The organism is Brevundimonas sp., from assembly GCF_035935935.1.
Classification (GTDB): domain Bacteria; phylum Pseudomonadota; class Alphaproteobacteria; order Caulobacterales; family Caulobacteraceae; genus Brevundimonas.
Genome location: NZ_DASYWO010000003.1, coordinates 104,336 through 122,826 on the forward strand (window position 1 = coordinate 104,336; position 18,491 = coordinate 122,826).

Consider the following 18,491-nt stretch of genomic DNA (forward strand, 5'->3'; position numbering starts at 1 on the left):
CCGAAGCCTGCGGTTTCTGCGGTCAGGCTTTGCGGAAAAGGTACAGGCCGAAGCCCAGCCACGGCCGGCCGAAGTCGAACATGGCCTTCACCCGGTCGGCCGAGGCTTCGACCATGCGCCGCTCCTCCGCGTCCGGATGGCCGGCGATCCAGTCGCGTGCGGCGCCGTCCATGGCGGCCAGATAGCGGTCCCAGGTCGCGTCTGTGGACACGTCGGCCGAGGCGACCTCATACCCCGCCTCACGCGCCGCGGCCTGCCAGCCGTCATGCGTGGCGTACAGGTTCGACAGCTCCATCACCTGCCGCAGCGGCGCCGGCGGCTCGCCCTTCCAGAAAAGGTCGCCCCAGATCACCTGGCCGCCGTCCTTCAGATGCGGCTTCAGCCCCTCCAGCATGGCGCGCGGCGCGCGCACCCCCTCGCCCGTCGGCTCCGTCGCGCCGATGACGCAGATCAGATCCAGCCCGCGCAGGTCGGCCAGCACCGTGTCCGACCTCAGGCGGTGCAGGGTGACCCGATCCGCCACGCCCGCCGCGTCGATCCGCGCCTGCGCCAGCGCCGCCATGCCCCAATCCAGCTCGACGGCCTCGACCGTCATGCCGAAGTCGCCGGCCAGCAGCACGGACACCTCGCCGTTCCCCGCCCCGATCTCCAGCGCCCGGGCGCCCGCGCCCAGCCCCGTCTTCGCCACGCAGGCCTTCAGGTCCGCCCGCTCCAGCGCGTTGCAGACCTCCAGCTCCGCATAGGCGATCTGGTGGAAGTTGCGCCTCACACGCGCGGCCCGAACGGCACGACCTTGTTGTCGCGGTCGTGGCCGATGTCGGCCGTCCCCAGATACGGAATCCCCGACCGCTCGCACCAGTAGCGGGCGATCTCCTCGGCGGTCAGGCCGAAATCCGGATCGTTCTCCACCACGGCCGAGACGCGGCCCATGCGGATGCCGGCCACCTTGCGGATGCTGGCCTGACCGGTGACGTGGAACATCATCCGGTCGATCCGGTACATCGGCTCGGACACGTCCTCCAGCATCAGCACGTGGCCCGTCAGGTCCGGCTCCAGCGCCGTCCCCACAAGCGCGTCCAGGATGGCCAGGTTGAAGGCGACGGCCGGGCGCGGGTCCTCGTGCAGGCTGGGCTCCCACCCCCCCGGATCGCCCGACTTCAGCCAGTTCAGGGCCCGCATCGCCGTCGGATCGTTGCGCACCGCGTCCGACGCCATCGGCCCGTGCGCCACCTCGCCGATCCCGTGCCTGTACAGGATGGCCAGCAGGCTGCCGGCGTCGGAATAGCCCAGGTACCGCTTCTTCCTCGCCGCCGGCCCCAGCCGCGGGACCACCGCCTCGGCGATGCGGCAGGCACCGTAGCCGCCGCGCGCGAACCAGACCGCGTCCAGCCGCGGATCGTTGGCGAACTCCACGAAGGCGTCGGCGCGGCTGCGGTCGTCGCCGCCGAAATGGCCGTGCTTGCCGAAGGTCGCCGGGTGGAACACCACCTGCACCGACCGGTCCGGCAGATGCTCGGCGAACCACGCCTGGATCGCCGCGGCCCGGTCAGGATCGAAGCGCGAGCTGGCGTTGACGATGCCGATCTTCATCTGTGGTCCGCGCCCGTGCCCGTGCTAGTCAGCGGCGACCCTCCCCGGTTTCGCCCCTCCGGATCAAGCATGAATCAGGCCTCCTACTTCTTCTGCGGCATCGGCGGCTCCGGCATGCTGCCGCTGGCCCTGATCGTCTCCGCCTCGGGGGCGCGCGTGGAGGGCTCCGACCGCTCTCGCGACCAGGGGCGCACGGCGGAGAAGTTCGCCTGGCTGGAGGCGAAGGGCTTCGGCCTGTGGCCCCAGGACGGATCGGGCGTCGTGTCCCCGGACCAGATCGTGGTCGCCTCCGGCGCCATCGAGGACACCGTGCCCGACGTCGCCGCCGCCCGTCGCGTCGGCGCGACCCTGCTGACCCGGCCCGAGCTCCTGTCGCGCCTGTTCAACGCGGCCGAAACCTCCGTCGGCGTGGCCGGCACCTCGGGCAAGTCGACCGTCACCGGCATGATCGCCCGCATCCTGTCCGACGCCGGGCGCGACCCGACCGTCATGAACGGCGCGGTGATGAAGGACGTCTCCGATCCGTCGAACCCCTTCGCCAGCGCCCGCGTCGGCTCACCCGACCTGTTCGTGGCCGAGGTGGACGAGAGCGACGGCTCCATCGCCCGCTACGACGCCGGCGTGGCCGTGGTGAACAACGTCGCCCTGGACCACAAGTCGCTGGAGGAGCTGCATGACCTGTTCGGCGGCTTCGCCCGGCGGGCGGGCCGGCTGGTGATCAACCTCGACAACCCCGGCACGGCGGCGCTGGCGGCGGAGTTTCCCGACGCGATCACCTTCTCGCTGACCGACCCGTCCGCCGCGCTGTTCGCCGACGCCCTGACGCCCCGGCCCGACGGCATCGCCTTCCGGCTGACCCCGCACGGCCGCGCGCCGGTCGAGGTGACCCTGAAGACCCCCGGGGCACACAACGTCGCCAATGCGCTCGCCGCCGTGGGCGCCGCCGTGGCCCTCGGCGTCGAGCCCGCCGACGCCGCCGACGCCCTGTCGCGTTTCTCCGGCATCCGGCGCCGGCTGGAGGTCGTCGGCACGGCCGGCGGCGTGACCGTGATCGACGACTTCGCCCACAACCCCGACAAGATCGCCGCGACCCTGAAGACCCTGCGCGACTTCCCCGGCCGCCTGCTGGTCTTCTTCCAGCCGCACGGCCACGGCCCGCTGAAGCTGATGGGCGCCGAACTGGCCGCCGCCTTCGACCACGGTCTCGCCCCCGACGACGTCGTCCTGATGCCGCAGCCGGTCTACTACGGCGGAACCACGGATCGCAGCGTGGGTTCGGAGGTCGTGATCGGGCCCCTGTCGTCTTCCGGCCGCACGGCCGAGGTCGTCGCCTCGCGCGAGGGCGCGGCCGCGCGCCTGCTGGACCTCGCCCGCGCCGGCGACCGCATCGTCGTCATGGGGGCGCGCGACGACACCCTGACCGAGTTCGCCGAGAGCCTTATGGCCCGCCTGACCTGATGTTTCAGGACCCGCCCGTCACCGTCGTCGACGAGGTCGTCGTCACCGCCCCGCGCCTTCCGCCCGCCGCCGGCGACGCCGCTTTCTCCGTCACCCGCATCGGCGAGGAGACGCTGGCCGGCGAGGCCCGACTTGACGAGGCCCTCGGCGCCGTCCCCGCCGTCGGCCTGTTCCGCCGCAACACCAGTCTGACCGCCAATCCGACCACCCAAGGTCTGTCCCTGCGCGCCGTGGCGCCCACCGGCGCCGGGCGGGCGCTGGTCACCCTGGATGGCGTCCCGCTGAACGACCCCTTCGGCGGCTGGGTGATCTGGAGCCGGCAGCCGGTCGAGGGGCTGTCCGGCCTCGACGTGGTGCGCGCCGGCGGCTCCGGGCCCTGGGGCGCGGGCGCCCTGACCGGGGCGGTGGTCCTGCGCGAACGCGACGACGGCGGCGCGGTCTCCGCCGCGATCGGCCAGCGCGGGTCGGCCCGCATCGCCGCCTCCGGCACGGGCGACCTCGGTCCGCTGCGCTGGATCGCCACAGCGGGGCATGAGCGCACGGAGGGCCACGTCCCCGTCCGCGCCCCCGACCGCGGCGCCGCCGATCGCGCGCTGGATCTGGACGCCCTGTCGGGCTCGCTGCGTCTCGACATGCCGGTCGGCCCGGTCCTCGTCTCCGCGCGCGCCGCGGCCTTCCGCGAGGAGCGCGGCTCCGGCCTCGACGGGGCCCGCGCGACGGCCGAGGGCACGTCTCTGTCGCTGACCGCCGCCCGCGCGCCCACGGCCGGGGCGCCCGGCTGGCGCGTCCAGCTGTGGCGCAGCACCTCGGACCTTCAGAACTCCTCCGCCGCCGTCGCCGCCGACCGGGCCTCCACCACGCCCGCCAACGACCAGTACGCGACGCCTGCGACGGCATGGGGCGTCAACGCCGCCTGGCGCCTCCGCCGCGGCGGGCTGGAGGGCGAGCTGGGCCTCGACGCCCGCACGGCGGAGGGTGAAACCAACGAACGCTTCCGCTTCATGAGCGGCCAGTTCACCCGCACGCGGGAAGCCGGCGGCGAGACGTCGGTCGTCGGCGCCTACGCCGAGGGCTCGTGGACCAAAGGCCCATGGCTGGTGGCGGGCGGCTTGCGTCTCGACCGCTGGGAGGCGACAGGCGCCTTCCGGCGCGAGGCCGACGCCCCGACCGGCGCTCCCACGCTGGACGCCGCGTCTCCCGACCGCTCCGGCGAGGTGGTGTCCGCGCGCCTCGGCGTCCGCCGCGCCCTGACGTCCGACTGGTCCGTGCGCGCCGCCGCCTACTCCGCATTCCGGCCCGCCACGCTGAACGAGCTGCACCGCCCCTTCCGGGTCGGCAACGACGTCACGGAGGCCAATGCCGCGCTCGAACCCGAACGTCTGACCGGGGCCGAGATCGGCCTGGCGCGCGAGACCGACCGGCTGGACCTTCGCGCCACCGCCTTCGCCGTCCGTGTCGAGGACGCCGTCGTCAACGTCACCGTCGGTTTCGGCCCCGGAACCTATCCCGTCGCCGGCTTCATCCCGGCAGGGGGCGTTCTGCGCCAGCGGCGCAACGCGGGCGTGATCGACGCCGTCGGTCTGGAACTGGACGCGGCGTGGCGCCCCGTCGACGGCCTCGACCTTCGGGCCGCGCTTTCCGCCACCGACGCCCGCCTCGACGGCGGATCGGCCGCGCCCCAGCTCACCGGCCTGCGACCTGCCCAGGCCGCGATCTGGTCCGCCACCGCGGGCGCCGACTGGACCTTCGCCCCCGACTGGACCCTGTCGGCCGACGCGCGCTGGGAAAGCCGCCGCTTCGACGACGATCTGAACGCCCGCGTCCTGGACCCGGCGCTGACGCTGGACGCGCGGCTGGAGCGCGCCTTCGGCCCGGCCGCGGTCTGGGTTGAGGTCCTCAACCTGACCGACGCCGATCTCGAGACCGCCGAGACCGGCACGGGCGTCGCCTCCTTCGCCCCCCCGCGCACCGTCTGGATCGGGGTGTCGCGGCGCTGGTGAGGCTTGCCGCTCCGCTCCCGGACGGGCATTCGGGGTCGGTGACCGACCTCGACCCCTTCGCTCCGACGCCCGACTCTCCGGCCGACGCCGAGCCGCCGCGCGTGCTGATCCCTCCCGTGACGTCACCGCCGGAGCCGCCGCCCGTCGGCCCCATGTACGACCTCGGCGATCAGGCCTTCGGCGCCGGCTGGCGCGCGCAGGTGATCGTGCCGCCCGGGGTCGCGCCGCCGGACCTCCTTGAGGCCTGCCGCGACGAACTGTCGAAGATGGAGGCGGTGTTCAGCCGCTGGTCCCCGACCAGCGAGATCAGCCGCTTCAATGCGGCGCCCGCCGGCACGTGGGAGCTGTCCGAGACCCTGTGGGACGCCCTCATGGCCGGCCTCGATCTGGGCGACGACACCGCCGGCGCCTTCGATCCCACCCTCGGCGCCCTGATCGACCTGTGGGGCTTCGGCCCGGCAGGGCGGCGGCCCGTCCTCACCCCCACCCCGTCGGACGCCGAGATCGCCGCGGCGGTCGAGGCGTCGGGCTGGACGAAGCTGCGCCTCAACCGCGGCGCGCGGGCCGCCGTGCAGCCCGGGGGCATGAAACTGGACCTTTCGGGCATGGCCAAGGGTCTGGCGCTGGAACGTCTGTCGCGTCGCCTGTCCGGCATGGGCGCGACCTCGCACGTCATCGACTTCGACGGGGACGTGAAGGCGCGGGGCATCCGCTCCGACGGCCGCCCGTGGAGCGTGGCGCTGCCGCCGTTCCCCGGCCCGGCCACCCGCCCGCTCGTGGTCGGCTGCCACGATCTTGCGGTGTCGACCTCGACCGTCTTCCGCAAGGGCTTCCGCCAGGGCGAGCGGATCGTGTCGCACCTGATCGACGGGCGCTCGGGCCGCGCCATCGACGTCGACACCGTCGGCGTCACGGTCCTGCATCCCAACGCCACGCGCGCCGACGCCCTGTCGACCGGCCTCATGGTCATGGGCCGCTACGAAGGGTTCGAATGGGCCGAGGCGATGAAGATCGCCGCCGTCTTCACCAATGACGACCCCCGCGGCCGCACGGTCAAGCTGACGTCGGCCGCGGAGGCGATGGCGGGAGAGGGCTGACGCGTCAGCCGGCCGGGCGTCCCACGACCGCGTCCACGCTGTTGGTGGTGACCGGGTGGTACAGCGGGCGCGCCTTCGCATAGACGCGCGTCGCCAGCGCCCGGCCCCAGTCGCCCTCGGCCCACATGGTGGTGAACAGGGGCAGCACGAACTTGCGGCGGCCCATCGACAGCAGGAACTGCTCGGCGCTGACCGCCGCCGGCTCGTAGCGGTGGGCCAGCCCGATCTGCAGCCAGGCGAAGCGCACCTCGGCGTTGCCCTCGTCCGACAGGTCCAGCGTCTCGTCCAGCGCGGCCAGCTGGGCGGGCGTCAGCCAGTCGGTCCCCGCCTGCAGGCCCTCCGGCCGCCATGCCAGGAAACGCTGGCGCTGCTGGGTGTTCCAGCCGTCCCACAGGACGCGCGGAGGCGGCGCGCCGTCGGCGAACGTCGCCCTCGCGGCCGCGTCCACCGCCACGAAGGCGTCCGACGTCGGGGCCACGGCGTTCGACGGCAGGCCGGGCTGATAGATCCAGGCGTCCATCATCAGCCGGTTCTCCAGCGCCTGATCGCCCCGGATCAGGTGGGTCCGGATGTCCTCCAGGAAGAACTCGGTCGTCATAGGGCGGAAGGCGTTGCGCTCGAAATAGCCCTTCAGCCAGGCGTCGAACCGGTCCCGCCCGACCGTGCGCTCGATGGTCCGCAGGAAGAAGGCGCCCTTCTCATAGGCGACGTCGTTCATGCCCTCGTCCGGGTCGCGCCCGACGAGATTGAGCTTCAGGCGCGTGTCTTCAGGCGGAAGGTCGGCGATCGTGTCCTGAAGGCCCTGCCAGCCCAGCACCTGCTCCTGCATGGCGCGGTCGCGGCCGTAGACCGCCTCCATGATCCGGTTCTCGAAATAGACGGTGAAGCCCTCGTTCAGCCAGAAGTCGTCCCACGTCGCATTGGTCACCAGATTGCCGGACCAGCTGTGCGCCAGCTCGTGCGCGACCAGCGACACCAGCGACCGGTCGCCGGCGATGATGGTCGGCGTGGCGAAGGTCAGACGCGGATTCTCCATGCCGCCGAACGGGAACGACGGCGGCAGCACCAGCAGGTCGTAGCGGCCCCAGCGATAGGGGCCGTACAGGTCCTCGGCCACGTCCACCATCTCGGCCGTCGGCGCCAGTTCGTCGTGCGCCGCGTGCAGGCGCGACGGCTCCGTCCAGACGCCCGTGCGCTCGTCGATGGCCTCGAAGGCCATGTCGCCGACGCCCAGGGCGATCAGATACGGCGGCACCGGATTGGTCATGCGGAAGCGGTAGGCCGTGCGGCCCGGGCCGGCGGGCTCGCCGCCCGGCGTCAGCATCTCGGCGCTCATCACCGCCTTGAGGTCCGACGGCACGACGATGCGGGCGGACCACGTCTGGCGGATCCCCGGGCTGTCCTGGGTCGGCACCCAGGTCCGCGTCAGGATCGCCTGCCCCTGACTGAACAGATAGGGCTTCTGCCCGCCCGCCGTCTGCTGCGGCGTCAGCCACTGCAGCGCCGCCGCGTCCGGGCGCGTGGCGTATTCGATCACGACCTTGCGCGTCTCGCCCGCGCGCAGCGCCGGCACGGCGATGGTCAGCGGGCTGCCGATGAACTCGCGCGGCGCGCCGATCCGGAACGGCAGCGCCGCGCCGTCGGCGCCGCGGACCGCCTTCACGTCAAGATCGCGTACGTCCAGCACCAGCTCGGTCGCGCCCGGCTGGCCCTGCACGTCCAGAGTCGCCGTGCCCGACAGGCGCCTGGCGGCGAAGTCCGCGCTCAGGTCCAGATCGACGTGGGTGACGTGCGCCGCTTCCGGGCGCGCATAGGAGTGGGCGTCGACCACCCATTGCGTCGGACGCGCCGGCTGGGCCGCCTCGTTCGCCCCGGGGATCATGCCGCCCATCTGGGCGCAGCCGGACAGGGCGACGGCGCAGGCGCCGGCGAGCAACAGGGAACGGACGGACATCGGGCGAACTCCGGAAACATCGGGAGGCGGATCAACCCCCTCCGTCGCCCGGAGGTCAAGCCTCGGCGGCGCGCACGCTCGCGTGATGCGACTGGAACAGCTTGCCGCGCTCGGCCCAGAAGACGCAGGCCAGGGCTATCGCGCCGCACGTGGCGATGCCCAGGATCATCGGCGTCGCCGTCCCCGCGAACTGCTGGCCGATGACGAAGCCGGCGATGGAGCCGAACGTCGTGGAAATGAAGCCCTGCGCCGAGCTGGCCGTGCCGGCGATGTGGCCCATCTTCTCCATCGCCATGGCGCCGAAATTCCCGGCCACGAACCCGAAGCAGAACATCGTCAGCCCCTGCAGCACCCCGAACACCCAGATGGTCTCATGCCCCGCCATGGAGATCGCCGCGTGCACGGACGCCACCGCCGTGAAGCCGATCAGGGCCCAGTGCGACAGCATTCGACTGCCGAAGCGCTCCACGAAGGTGGCGTTCAGCAGACTGGCCGCCGCGATGCCCGACGCGATCGCCGCGAACACCAGGGGAAAGGCGGCCTCCGCGTCGAAGACGTGGGCGAACACCTGCTGGGACGAGTTCAGGAAGCCGAACAGGGCCGCCGTGATCGCCGTCATCGCCAGGGTGTAGCCCAGCGACTGCCGCTCGGTCAGCGCCTCGCGGAAGGCGCCGGCGATGCGCGACGGCCGGATCGGCAACCGATCTTCCGGCTTCAGCGTCTCCGGCAGCCGGATCGCCGCCCACAGCATCACCGCGGCGCCGGAGATGGCCAGCACGCCGAAGATCCAAGGCCACGGCGCCACCGTCAGGATCGCCGCCCCCACGCTCGGAGCGATGATCGGCACGCCCAGGAAGACGAGAAAGCTCAGGCTCATCACCCGCGCCATCGTCCGCCCCTCATAGCGATCGCGCACGATCGACACCGCCAGCACCCGCAGCGACGCGGCGCCCAGTCCGCAGCCCAGCCGCGCGACGATCAGCGTCTCGAACGTCTGGGCGAACGCCGCCATGGCCGCGAAGGCGACGTACAGACCCACGCCCAGCATCAGGATCGGCTTGCGCCCGTACCGGTCCGCCAGCGGCCCATAGACCACCTGCGCCACGCCGAAGCCCAGCAGATAGGCGGTGATGATCCACTGCCGGTCGTTCTCGCGCGCCACGCCCAGCGCGTCGCCGATCGCCGGCAGGGCGGGCAGCATGGCGTCGATCGCCAGGGCGTTCAGCGCCATCAGGAAGGCGACCAGCGCCACGAACTCCGGAAATCCGGGGCCGCGTCTGACGGGCGGGAGGGGGGCGGCTTCGGCGGTCATCGGGGCCAGATGCGACCGCCGGTCGCGGTCCGCAACCTTCGCACCTGCAAAAAGTCGTGCCCGAAACCCGACGTGACCGCTTGCCCCCGCCGATCGCCCCCTGCACCTTCCGCCCATGGCCGCCGTCGAACTGCATCACAATCCCCGCTGCTCCAAGTCGCGCGAGGCGCTTCAGCTGATCCGCGACCGGGGCATCGAGCCGGTGATCGTCGACTACCTGGCGGGGGTCCACGACCGCGCCTCGCTGACGGCCCTGCTGGCCCGGCTGGCCCTGCCGCCGTCGGGCCTGCTGCGCCGCGGCGAGCCCGAGGCCCCCGGCCCCGACGCCGACGAGGACGCGATCCTCGACGCCCTGGTCGCCCACCCCCGGCTGATCGAGCGCCCCGTCGTCGTCACCCCGCGCGGCGCCGTGGTCGCCCGCCCGCCCGAGCGGCTCCTCCCCCTGCTGGACCGTCTGTGACCGCTCTCCCCCCGGAAGAGATCTGGCGCGGCCGGCCCGTGCCGCCGCCCGACGCCTGGCCCGCGGCCCGCGCTCTGGACCGCTCCCCCGTCTGCCGCCAGTCGGACTTCGAGACCGGCTGGTTCGCCTGGTGGACCGCCAGCCTCGGCGAGCGCCTGCGCTATCACCGCAAGCTCTGGGAGTTCGCGGTCATCGCCCAGGCCCTGCACGAGCGGGGTCTGCTGCGCATGGGCGCCCGCGGCCTCGGCTTCGGCGTCGGCCACGAGCCCCTGCCGGCGTATTTCGCCGCCCGCGGCTGCCGCATCACGGCCACCGACCTGCACGCCGAGGCCGCCGCCGGCGTCGGCTGGATCGAGACCGCCCAGCACGCCGCCGGGCTGGATCCGCTGCAGCGCCCCGACCTCTGCCCGCCCGACGTCCTGATCGACCGCGTCGCCTTCCGCCCCGCCGACATGACCGCCATCCCCCCGGACCTGGGCGGCTTCGACTTCTGCTGGTCCGCCTGCGCGCTGGAGCATCTCGGCTCCCTCGCCGCCGGGCTGGACTTCATCGAGGCCTCTCTGGCCACGCTGCGGCCCGGCGGCGTCGCCGTGCACACCACCGAGTTCAACCTCAGCTCGGACGAGCACACCGTCGACCATCAGGGCACCGTCCTGTTCCGCGCCCGCGACCTGCGCGAGCTGGCCGACCGCCTGACCGCCGCCGGCCATCACGTCGCCCCGCTGGACCTGACCCCCGGCGGCGGCCCCGTCGACCGCTATCTGGACCTGCCGCCCTACCGCGCCGAGCCGCACCTGAAACTGGCGCTGGAGCGGTTCTATACCACCTCCGTCGCCATCGTCGTCACCCGGGGGTCCTGACCGCCGGGGCGGATCGCCTCGCGGGCCGGGACCGTGACCCCGCGCGCAGCATGGAAGCCGGAGCCGCTCACCGCGGCGCGATCAGCTCCAGCCCCGCGCCCGCCGCCTCGTCCGGCCGGCGCGTCACCACGTCCAGCCGCGCGTCCAGCTCCACCTCCGCCAGCGCCGCGTCCATCAGCGCCGGCAGCGTCGCCGCCTCTTCCGGCGCGATCCGCACGTCCAGCAGGAAGCCGTTCTCCGCCTCCCCGGCCCATTTCGCCAGCGCCAGCCACGCCCCCTTCACCTGCGGCGCGGCGCCCAGCGCCCGCGTCACCCCCTCGACCAGACCCTTCGGCGTCTCCTTCGGCACGGCCACGGCCACGGGCGTGCGCACCGCGGCCGACGGCGCCGTCATGCCCAGCAGCGCGCCGATGGCGGCCGAGCTCCACCGCACCCCGTGCCCGTGCCCGGGGTTCAGCACCGCGTCGCGCCCCATCACCGAGGTCAGCAGGTCCCGCCCCGGAAAGCTGACCGGCGTCGCCACGGACAGGGTCGCCGCCACCCGCTCGCGCGCGGTGAACAGCGCCGTGGCCACCGAGCCGTCCTTCGCCCGCCCCGTCACCAGCGTCAGGGGATCGCCCGCGGGATCCGCCCCCGCCGGCACGCCGGCCCACAGGTCGTGCTCCAGCACGGCCGCCTCGAACGCTTTCCGTTCTTCCGCCCCGCCCCCCGTCGCCGCGATCAGCAGGCGTTCGAGATCGTTCAGCGGCGTGAAGTCGGCGGCGGTCATGGCTGGGCTCCGGCAAGGTCTCGGCCCCGTCCTAGGGCAAGTCGGGCAGGGGCGGAACCGGCGCCTGTCCGTCCACCGTCTCGCGCCACAGCTTGTAGCGCGCGGCCTCCTCGCGCGCCGCCCGCATGCCGGACTGGGTATAGGCCACCCCCTGCCCGCCGGTCGCCTGAACGAACATCTTGCAGGCGAAGTTGACCCCGTCCAGCCGGTCGTTGATCGCCTTCAGCTCGGTCCAGTAATCCCACTTCACCGGGTTCGGCGTCGGGTCGTCGGGGTCGATCGACATCAGCTCCGACGCAAAGCTGCCGCCCAGCAGCGCCCGCTTCACGTCGGCCAGAGACACCCAGTCCCCGCCCGGCGCCCCGCCCGCGCCCGCACTCCCTGCGCCCGGCGCCGCTCCCAGCCGCGACAGCGACGCCGCCAGCCGCGCCAGATCGGCCGCCTCGTCCAGCCTTCCGGCCGCCATGGCGTGCTCCACCCCCAGCAGGGCGCGCCGGGCCAGCGCCGCCGGATCGCCCCCCGACTGCGCTCCCGGCAGAGGTGACGGAGACAGGGCGTCGGGCGCCCGCGCCTCGACCCGGTCCAGCTTGGTCCAGCCCTCCTTCCACGCGCGCCGCCAGATGGCCCACTCGGTGACGTCATAGCGACGCGCCAGCTGTTTGGCGGAGGCTCCGGAGAGATAGCTCTCGCGGATCAGGGCCCAGGTCTCGGGCCCCCGGATCTTGTAGGGGCGATATTCCCGCTTCCGCTTCGGATCGGTGCGGGCCAGCGGCGGTTCGGCGGAGGTCGGGGTTTCGGTCGGTTCGATGTCTTCGGTCATGAAAACAAGCCTGACCCCGCCCGCGACCATGTCCGACCGATTCCCGAAACCGCAGCAAAATCAGAGGGGGCGCCCGAAATGGACGGTCTCCAGCCGTCGCATGACGCGGGTTAAAGCAGTGTCCATGCGATTGTCCAAGGAAGTGCAGTCAGGTGGCCCTTTCCCCTTCGGTTCATCTACGGCAACCTTCGGTTCCGGAGGGGCGCTTGGCGGATCAGGGCAAGATCGGCACTGACTGGACCGACGAAGAGCTCGACCTCATCGTCGCCGACCACTTCGCCATGCTCGCCGCCGAGCAGGCAGGCCAGCCCTATGTGAAGGCCCACCACGCCCGCGCCCTGATGGAGCGCATCGGGCGCACCCACCGGTCGGTGGAATTCAAGCACATGAACGTCTCGGCCGTCCTGACCGAGCTCGGCCTTCCGATCATCCGTGGCTACCGGCCCATGCCCAACATCCAAGCAGCCATCTTCCCGGCCGTCGACCGCTACCTCTCGACCCACCCCGACGCGTGGCACATCGGCGAGCACGCCTTGATCCTCCCCCGCGAGCGGGGGAGGGGGACCGCCGCAGGCGGTGGAGGGGGCGACCACGCCCCCGGTTTTGCCGAGCCTGCCGGGACCTTCTCTTTCGACGAACATCCGGACGCCGAGCCGAGCGTCCTCCCCATCACCGCCCCGCCCCCGCTCGGTCCCGCGCACTCCCGCCCGGAGGGCCTCCAGCGCCTCGTCCGCAAGTTCGACCCCGCCACCCGCGACGCCCGCAACCGCGTACTCGGCCGCCTCGGTGAGCAACACGTGCTGAACCACGAGATCGCCCGCCTGATCGCCGCCGACCGCATGGACCTCGCCAAGAAGGTCGAATGGACCGCCGACGTCCACGGCGACGGCGCCGGCTACGACGTCCGCAGCTTCGAACCCGACGGCTCCGACCGTCTGATCGAGGTCAAGGCCACGCGCGGCGGCCCCACCACCGACTTCTTCGTCACCCGCACCGAGCGCGAAGTCTCTCAGGAACGCCCCGACGCCTGGCGCCTCTACCGCCTCCACGACCTCTCGGCCGCGCCCGGCCTCTTCATCCTCCCGCCGCCGCTGGAGGCCTCGGTCAGGCTGACCGCCGAGGCGTGGAAAGCGACCTTCTGACCGGCAGAGGCTCGAAACGGATCAGATCGTATTTCTCGGCGAACCACGCGACGAACTCCGCCGGATCATCGCCGGATCGCCAGTGACTATCGAGGTCGCGCTCTTCAAGTCCAGCATCCGCTGTGTCGATGCACCAATCCCGCTTCATGCAGCGGCTGACGGCTTTGATCCAACGAGCCCGGTCCATCGCTTTCCATCCCGCTCTTTGGCCCCAACTGGGCACACAGCTGGGCCGGAGGTGGGGGTGCCAAAACCCAGAGTATACGAGCAATCTCCATCGCATGCTTAGAAAAACACCCAGGGTTGACGTGCAATTATCCCTGGGGTATTTTTGGTTTAATCCTGGATTATCGATTTGTCATGCCAGAACGGCTTATTGGAGCGGACATGTTCGGAAATACGCAAGGAATGCCTAAGCCAATGGCGATCGATGACAGCCTCATCGAGACAGGCAGCTTGGATCAAATGATGAACTTCAGCGCCACCGATGAGGAGCCCTTCACGGTGTCCGTAGGGTACAATCTTGGGCGGATGACCTGGGTCACAGACATTCCTCTGGCCAAGCTCATCAAATGGTCTTCGGTGGCCAATGATCCGGAGAGAGGTGAGGTTGCGCAGCGCCCGCTGGATCAAAGCCATGCGCGCGGGCTGGGCGTGTACATGCTCAAGGGCCTTGTGAATGCCGCGATGGCGCGCCGGCGACTGCAGGGCAAACCGATCCCCGCGGCTTTTACGAATGTCCTGCATCAACTCGGCTCCCAGCCTTACTTCTCGTTGCAGCCTTTCGTGGCAAACATCCGTGACATCGACCCGGAAAAGCCGTCGGTTCGCGCAGAACGCATCGCTTCGTCAAATGGCGAGACAAGAGGCTTTCAAGTATATCTCCCTCGTCATTTCCGCTGGTGGATGATCGATGGGCAACACCGCCTCATGGGAGGCCAAATAGTCGCCGAGTTTCTTGACGGTGTATTGAAGTCTGGCAACTATCCGGCCCGAAATAACTTGTATACTGGCCGCGGCCAAGTTCCTTCCGAGGAAATGGTTGTATGGATGGAAGCAATGGAATGCTCACACAGTTTCGCGAGTGTAAAGATAGAACTCCATCTTGGCCTCTCGATAGAACAAGAGAGGCAGCTCTTTCATGATCTGAACAACCTTGGAAAGAAAGTCACTCGGTCTCTCTCGCTGAAATTCGATGGATCGAACCCTGTTACTAAGTTCATCGATGACGTACTAATTGGGGAACTTGGCCTTCAGGATTGCGAGAGCGAACAATCTAATTGGACGCTCGACGACGGATGCCTCGCAAGAAAAGATATTGCCGCGATTAACGCGCTAGCATTCCTCAACAAGTCGAATATTGGAGGCGCAACACCTGCGGTCATCGAGCCTCGTGTGGAGGCGGTCTCTCGGATGTGGACGGCGATCCTATCTATTCCGGGTTTCAACCAGCCCGGCGCGAAACTGGCCACAGTGGCCGCGCAGCCTGTCGTTCTAAAAGGCATCGCCAAGGTCGTGTTTGATCTGGCCTTTTCAAACAGACGTCCCGACAATGGCGACACGCTGTTAGCCACTCTGTTCAGTCGCCTGAACGAAGTCGATTTTAACCACGCCAACCCTATGTGGCGGTTCTATCAACTAAGCGACGAAGAGCGATCCGCGGCGGAAATCTCTGGGCTCGCGACATATCTTCCGGACCAAGGGGAAGTTTCCGGAGAGGCAAACCGAGATCTTGGCTCCCATCAAGGCGGCTTGATGCGCTTTAGCAATAAACACAACGACGTCTACCCGATCCTGGCGGATATGATCCGCTGGAAGCTGAAACTTCCGAACCGTCATTTTAAGTAGGGCCTGCGAGGATTGAGCGGGCTGTCCCCCTCAATCCTCGTCCATCTTCAGCGCGGCGATGAAGGCTTCCTGCGGGATCTCGACCTTGCCGAACTGGCGCATGCGCTTCTTGCCGGCCTTCTGCTTCTCCAGCAGCTTCTTCTTCCGCGTGGCGTCGCCGCCGTAGCACTTTGAGGTCACGTCCTTGCGCAGGGCGCGGACGGTTTCGCGGGCGATGATCTTGCCGCCGATCGCCGCCTGGATCGGGATCTGGAACATGTGCGGCGGGATCAGCTCCTTCATCTTCTCGACCATGCCGCGGCCGCGGGTCTCGGCCCGGCCGCGGTGGACCAGCATGGACAGGGCGTCGACCGGCTCGGCGTTGACGAGGATGCTCATCTTCACCAGGTCGCCCTGTTTGTAGTCCGTCAGCTCATAGTCGAAGCTGGCGTAGCCCTTGGAGATGGACTTCAGCCGGTCGTAGAAGTCGAACACCACCTCGTTCAGCGGCAGCTCATAGACCACCAGCGCGCGCGTGCCGACGTAGGACAGCTCCTTCTGCTCGCCGCGGCGGTCCTGACACAGCTTGATGACCCCGCCCAGATATTCGTCGGGAGTCAGGATGGTGGCCTTGATCCACGGTTCGTGGATCTCGAGGATCTGCATCACGTCGGGCAGGTCGGCCGGGTTGTGCAGGTCGACGACCGTGCCGTCGCGCTGGTGGATCTTGTAGACCACGCTGGGGGCGGTCGCGATCAGGTCCAGGTTGAACTCGCGGGACAGGCGCTCCTGGATGATCTCCAGATGCAGCAGGCCCAGGAAGCCGCAGCGGAAGCCGAAGCCCAGGGCCGCGCTGGATTCCATCTCGTAGGTGAAGCTGGCGTCGTTCAGGCGCAGGCGGGCGATGGCGGCGCGCAGGTCCTCGAAGTCGGCGGCGTCGACCGGGAACAGGCCGCAGAAGACCACCGACTGCACCTCCTTGAACCCCTTCAGCGGTTCGGCCGTGGGCTTCTTCTCGTCGGTGATGGTGTCGCCGACGGCGGCGTGGGCGACCTCCTTGATCTGGGCGGTGATGAAGCCGACCTCACCGGCCGACAGGCCGTCGACCGGGGTGTTCTTGGGCAGGAAGACGCCGACGCGGTCGACCAGATGGGTCGTGCCGTTCTGCATGAACTTGACCCGCTGGCCGGCCTTCAGGACGCCGTCGAAGACGCGCACCAGCAGGACGACGCCCAGATAGGGGTCGTACCAGGCGTCGACCAGCATGGCCTTCAGCGGCTTGTCCGGGTCGCCTTTGGGCGCCGGCAGGCGGGTGACGATGGCCTCCAGCACGTCCTCGATGCCGATGCCGGACTTGGCGCTGCACATCACGGCGTCCGAGGCGTCGATGCCGATGACCTCCTCGATCTGGGCGCGCACGCGCTCCGGCTCGGCGGCCGGCAGGTCGATCTTGTTCAGGACCGGCACGATCTCGTGGTCGTTCTCGATCGCCTGATACACGTTCGCCAGCGTCTGGGCCTCGACCCCCTGCGACGCGTCGACCACCAGCAGACTTCCCTCACAAGCCGCCAGCGACCGGCTGACCTCGTAGGCGAAGTCGACGTGCCCGGGCGTGTCCATGAGATTCAAGACGTAGTCGAGCCCGTCCTTGGCCCGATAGTTCAGACGCACCGTCTGCGCCTTGATCGTGATGCCTCGCTCCTGTTCTATCTCCATAGAATCAAGAACTTGGCTCGTCATCTCTCGCGCGGTCAGTCCCCCGGTCGTCTGGATGAGGCGATCGGAGAGCGTCGACTTGCCGTGGTCGATGTGGGCGACGACGGAGAAGTTGCGGATGCGGTCGATGGGGGTCTTGGGGCTGGTCATCGCCGCGCGCGGTAGCATGGGCCGCGCGCGGGCGCCACGGCGCCGCCCCATGCCCTTGCGGCCGCGGTCACGCGCCGCAACATTAGTTTTGCGTAACGGCGGCCGACCCCCCTTGGGATTGGCCGCCGAAGAGAGTAAGGAGCCGCTTGTCAACGACGGTGGACCTCCCCTTCCACCGACTTCCTGAACCTTGAGGTGTCTCGTGAAGATTGCGCGTCGATTGGGCGTCGTGGCCGTCGGGCTTGCGATGCTGGCCGTACTGGCCGCCTGCGGCGGGCACGGCGAGGAAACGGCCAAGGCCGACGAGACCCGCGGTCGCCAGACCGTGACGGCGGCGACCGTGCGGCTGGTGAACCTGCCGCGCGTACTGACCGCGTCCGGCAGCGTCTCGCCGTGGGAAGAGGTGCCGGTCGGCGCCGAGACCGGCGGCCTGGTGGCCACCGCCGTCTACGTCGACGAAGGCGCGTACGTGCGTCAAGGCCAGCCCCTGGTGCAGCTGAACGACAGCGTGCTGCGCGCCCAGGTCCGCCAGCAGGAGGCGCAGGTCGCCACCGCCCGCGCCAATCTGGCCCGCGACGAGGCCGCTCTCGCCCGCGCGCAGGAGCTGAAGGAGCGCGGCTACCTGTCCCAGGCCTCGCTGGACACCGCCACCGCCAATCAGCGCGCCGCCGCAGCCGCGCTGCAATCGGCACAGGCCGCCCTGTCGGAATCGCGCACGCGTCTGTCGCAGACCGTCATCCGCGCGCCCGTGTCGGGCCGGATCATCAGCCGCAGCGTCACCCGGGGCCAGATCGTCCAGCCGGGGACCGAATTGTTCCGCATGGTCCGCGACGGCCGCCTTGAGCTCGACGCGCAGGTGCCCGAGGCCGACCTGCCGCTGGTCCGCGCAGGCCAGACCGCGACGATCGTCTCGGAAGAGGCGGGCTCGGTCGTCGGAACCGTGCGCATCGTGACGCCCGAGGTCGACCCGGAAACCCGTCTGGGCGTGGCGCGCGTCGCGCTGCCGGGCAACGCCGCGTTGCGCCCAGGCATGTTCGCGCGGGCGGAAATCAACGTCGGCGCCCAGCCGGCATTCGTCGTGCCGTCCAGCGCCATCGTCTATCGGGAAGGCAAGGCCGGGGTCTACGTCATCGGCGCCAACAACGCGGTGGCCTTCCGCGCCGTCACCACGGGCGCCCGTCAGGGTCCGGACCTGGCCGTGACGGGCCTGCGCGCCGGCGAACGCGTGGTGGTCTCCGGCGCCGGCTTCCTCGGCGACGGGGATCAGGTGACCGTGGGCACGTCCCGCCCGGCCGCCGCTCCGGCGGCGTCCGCCTCAGGCAAGAAGGCCGGCTGA

The 18,491-nt window shown here is 70.2% G+C and carries 15 protein-coding genes; 8 read left to right on the forward strand and 7 right to left on the reverse strand.

The window, feature by feature from the left end:
• Window positions 1-22: 22 nt before the first annotated feature.
• Both VGR32_RS02515 and VGR32_RS02520 read right to left on the reverse strand, forming a co-directional pair.
• Window positions 23-769 carry a methyltransferase domain-containing protein gene (locus tag VGR32_RS02515; RefSeq protein ID WP_327447723.1) on the reverse strand — a complete coding sequence of 249 codons (747 nt, stop codon included), beginning with the start codon at window positions 767-769 and terminating at the stop codon, window positions 23-25.
• Window positions 766-1,590, reverse strand: coding sequence for an LD-carboxypeptidase (locus VGR32_RS02520; RefSeq protein WP_327447725.1), 825 nt, complete (start codon window positions 1,588-1,590; stop codon window positions 766-768). The genes VGR32_RS02515 and VGR32_RS02520 overlap by 4 nt, the downstream gene beginning before the upstream one ends.
• 69 nt (window positions 1,591-1,659) lie before the next feature.
• Between VGR32_RS02520 and VGR32_RS02525 the strand changes: the two genes are divergently transcribed.
• Genes VGR32_RS02525 through VGR32_RS02535 form a run of 3 tightly spaced genes read left to right on the forward strand, consistent with a single transcriptional unit; the run spans window position 1,660 to window position 6,145 of the window.
• Window positions 1,660-3,048, forward strand: a complete 1,389-nt coding sequence (locus tag VGR32_RS02525) for a glutamate ligase domain-containing protein (RefSeq protein WP_327447727.1) — start codon at window positions 1,660-1,662, stop codon at window positions 3,046-3,048.
• Entirely contained in the window at window positions 3,048-5,048 is a 2,001-nt protein-coding gene (locus VGR32_RS02530; protein ID WP_327447729.1) for a TonB-dependent receptor, read from the forward strand. Before VGR32_RS02525 ends, VGR32_RS02530 begins: the two co-directional genes overlap by 1 nt.
• Window positions 5,049-5,086: 38 nt before the next feature.
• Window positions 5,087-6,145 carry an FAD:protein FMN transferase gene (locus tag VGR32_RS02535; protein WP_327447731.1) on the forward strand — a complete coding sequence of 353 codons (1,059 nt, stop codon included), beginning with the start codon at window positions 5,087-5,089 and terminating at the stop codon, window positions 6,143-6,145.
• 4 nt (window positions 6,146-6,149) lie between these two features.
• Here VGR32_RS02535 and VGR32_RS02540 read toward each other — a convergent pair whose 3' ends face one another.
• Entirely contained in the window at window positions 6,150-8,099 is a 1,950-nt protein-coding gene (locus VGR32_RS02540) for a M1 family metallopeptidase (protein WP_327447732.1), read from the reverse strand.
• A 55-nt stretch (window positions 8,100-8,154) separates the two neighbouring features.
• Window positions 8,155-9,411 carry a multidrug effflux MFS transporter gene (locus tag VGR32_RS02545; RefSeq protein WP_327447733.1) on the reverse strand — a complete coding sequence of 419 codons (1,257 nt, stop codon included), beginning with the start codon at window positions 9,409-9,411 and terminating at the stop codon, window positions 8,155-8,157.
• A gap of 115 nt (window positions 9,412-9,526) precedes the next feature.
• Here VGR32_RS02545 and arsC point away from each other — a divergent pair, with 115 nt between their 5' ends.
• Entirely contained in the window at window positions 9,527-9,871 is a 345-nt protein-coding gene (gene arsC / locus VGR32_RS02550) for an arsenate reductase (glutaredoxin) (protein WP_327447734.1), read from the forward strand.
• The gene (locus VGR32_RS02555) at window positions 9,868-10,731 is read left to right on the forward strand and encodes a class I SAM-dependent methyltransferase (protein WP_327447735.1); all 864 of its coding nucleotides are present in this window, start codon (window positions 9,868-9,870) and stop codon (window positions 10,729-10,731) included. The genes arsC and VGR32_RS02555 overlap by 4 nt, the downstream gene beginning before the upstream one ends.
• Before the next feature lie 67 nt (window positions 10,732-10,798).
• On the opposite strand, the gene VGR32_RS02560 is transcribed toward VGR32_RS02555, so the two are convergent.
• Both VGR32_RS02560 and VGR32_RS02565 read right to left on the reverse strand, forming a co-directional pair.
• On the reverse strand, window positions 10,799-11,500 hold the full coding sequence (locus VGR32_RS02560; protein WP_327447736.1) for an SseB family protein: 702 nt from the start codon (window positions 11,498-11,500) through the stop codon (window positions 10,799-10,801).
• Between the two features lie 31 nt (window positions 11,501-11,531).
• Window positions 11,532-12,320, reverse strand: coding sequence for a hypothetical protein (locus VGR32_RS02565; RefSeq protein WP_327447737.1), 789 nt, complete (start codon window positions 12,318-12,320; stop codon window positions 11,532-11,534).
• A 206-nt stretch (window positions 12,321-12,526) separates the two neighbouring features.
• Between VGR32_RS02565 and VGR32_RS02570 the strand changes: the two genes are divergently transcribed.
• Together VGR32_RS02570 and VGR32_RS02575 are read left to right on the forward strand one after the other, a co-directional pair.
• Entirely contained in the window at window positions 12,527-13,462 is a 936-nt protein-coding gene (locus tag VGR32_RS02570) for a DUF3883 domain-containing protein (protein ID WP_327447738.1), read from the forward strand.
• A gap of 420 nt (window positions 13,463-13,882) precedes the next feature.
• Entirely contained in the window at window positions 13,883-15,310 is a 1,428-nt protein-coding gene (locus VGR32_RS02575) for a DNA sulfur modification protein DndB (RefSeq protein WP_327447739.1), read from the forward strand.
• A gap of 30 nt (window positions 15,311-15,340) precedes the next feature.
• On the opposite strand, the gene lepA is transcribed toward VGR32_RS02575, so the two are convergent.
• On the reverse strand, window positions 15,341-17,155 hold the full coding sequence (lepA, locus tag VGR32_RS02580; RefSeq protein WP_327447740.1) for a translation elongation factor 4: 1,815 nt from the start codon (window positions 17,153-17,155) through the stop codon (window positions 15,341-15,343).
• A 202-nt stretch (window positions 17,156-17,357) separates the two neighbouring features.
• Here lepA and VGR32_RS02585 point away from each other — a divergent pair, with 202 nt between their 5' ends.
• Window positions 17,358-18,491, forward strand: a complete 1,134-nt coding sequence (locus VGR32_RS02585; RefSeq protein WP_327447742.1) for an efflux RND transporter periplasmic adaptor subunit — start codon at window positions 17,358-17,360, stop codon at window positions 18,489-18,491.

Excerpts from the sequence above, each read along its gene's own strand:
- VGR32_RS02530 (WP_327447729.1), top strand. The coding sequence starts at position 3,048 with ATGTTTCAGGACCCGCCCGTCACCGTCGTCGACGAGGTCGTCGTCACC.
- lepA (WP_327447740.1), bottom strand. The coding sequence starts at position 17,155 with ATGACCAGCCCCAAGACCCCCATCGACCGCATCCGCAACTTCTCCGTC.
- VGR32_RS02565 (WP_327447737.1), bottom strand. The coding sequence starts at position 12,320 with ATGACCGAAGACATCGAACCGACCGAAACCCCGACCTCCGCCGAACCG.
- VGR32_RS02525 (WP_327447727.1), top strand. The coding sequence starts at position 1,660 with ATGAATCAGGCCTCCTACTTCTTCTGCGGCATCGGCGGCTCCGGCATG.
- VGR32_RS02560 (WP_327447736.1), bottom strand. The coding sequence starts at position 11,500 with ATGACCGCCGCCGACTTCACGCCGCTGAACGATCTCGAACGCCTGCTG.
- VGR32_RS02545 (WP_327447733.1), bottom strand. The coding sequence starts at position 9,411 with ATGACCGCCGAAGCCGCCCCCCTCCCGCCCGTCAGACGCGGCCCCGGA.
- VGR32_RS02540 (WP_327447732.1), bottom strand. The coding sequence starts at position 8,099 with ATGTCCGTCCGTTCCCTGTTGCTCGCCGGCGCCTGCGCCGTCGCCCTG.
- VGR32_RS02520 (WP_327447725.1), bottom strand. The coding sequence starts at position 1,590 with ATGAAGATCGGCATCGTCAACGCCAGCTCGCGCTTCGATCCTGACCGG.
- VGR32_RS02575 (WP_327447739.1), top strand. The coding sequence starts at position 13,883 with ATGGCGATCGATGACAGCCTCATCGAGACAGGCAGCTTGGATCAAATG.
- arsC (WP_327447734.1), top strand. The coding sequence starts at position 9,527 with ATGGCCGCCGTCGAACTGCATCACAATCCCCGCTGCTCCAAGTCGCGC.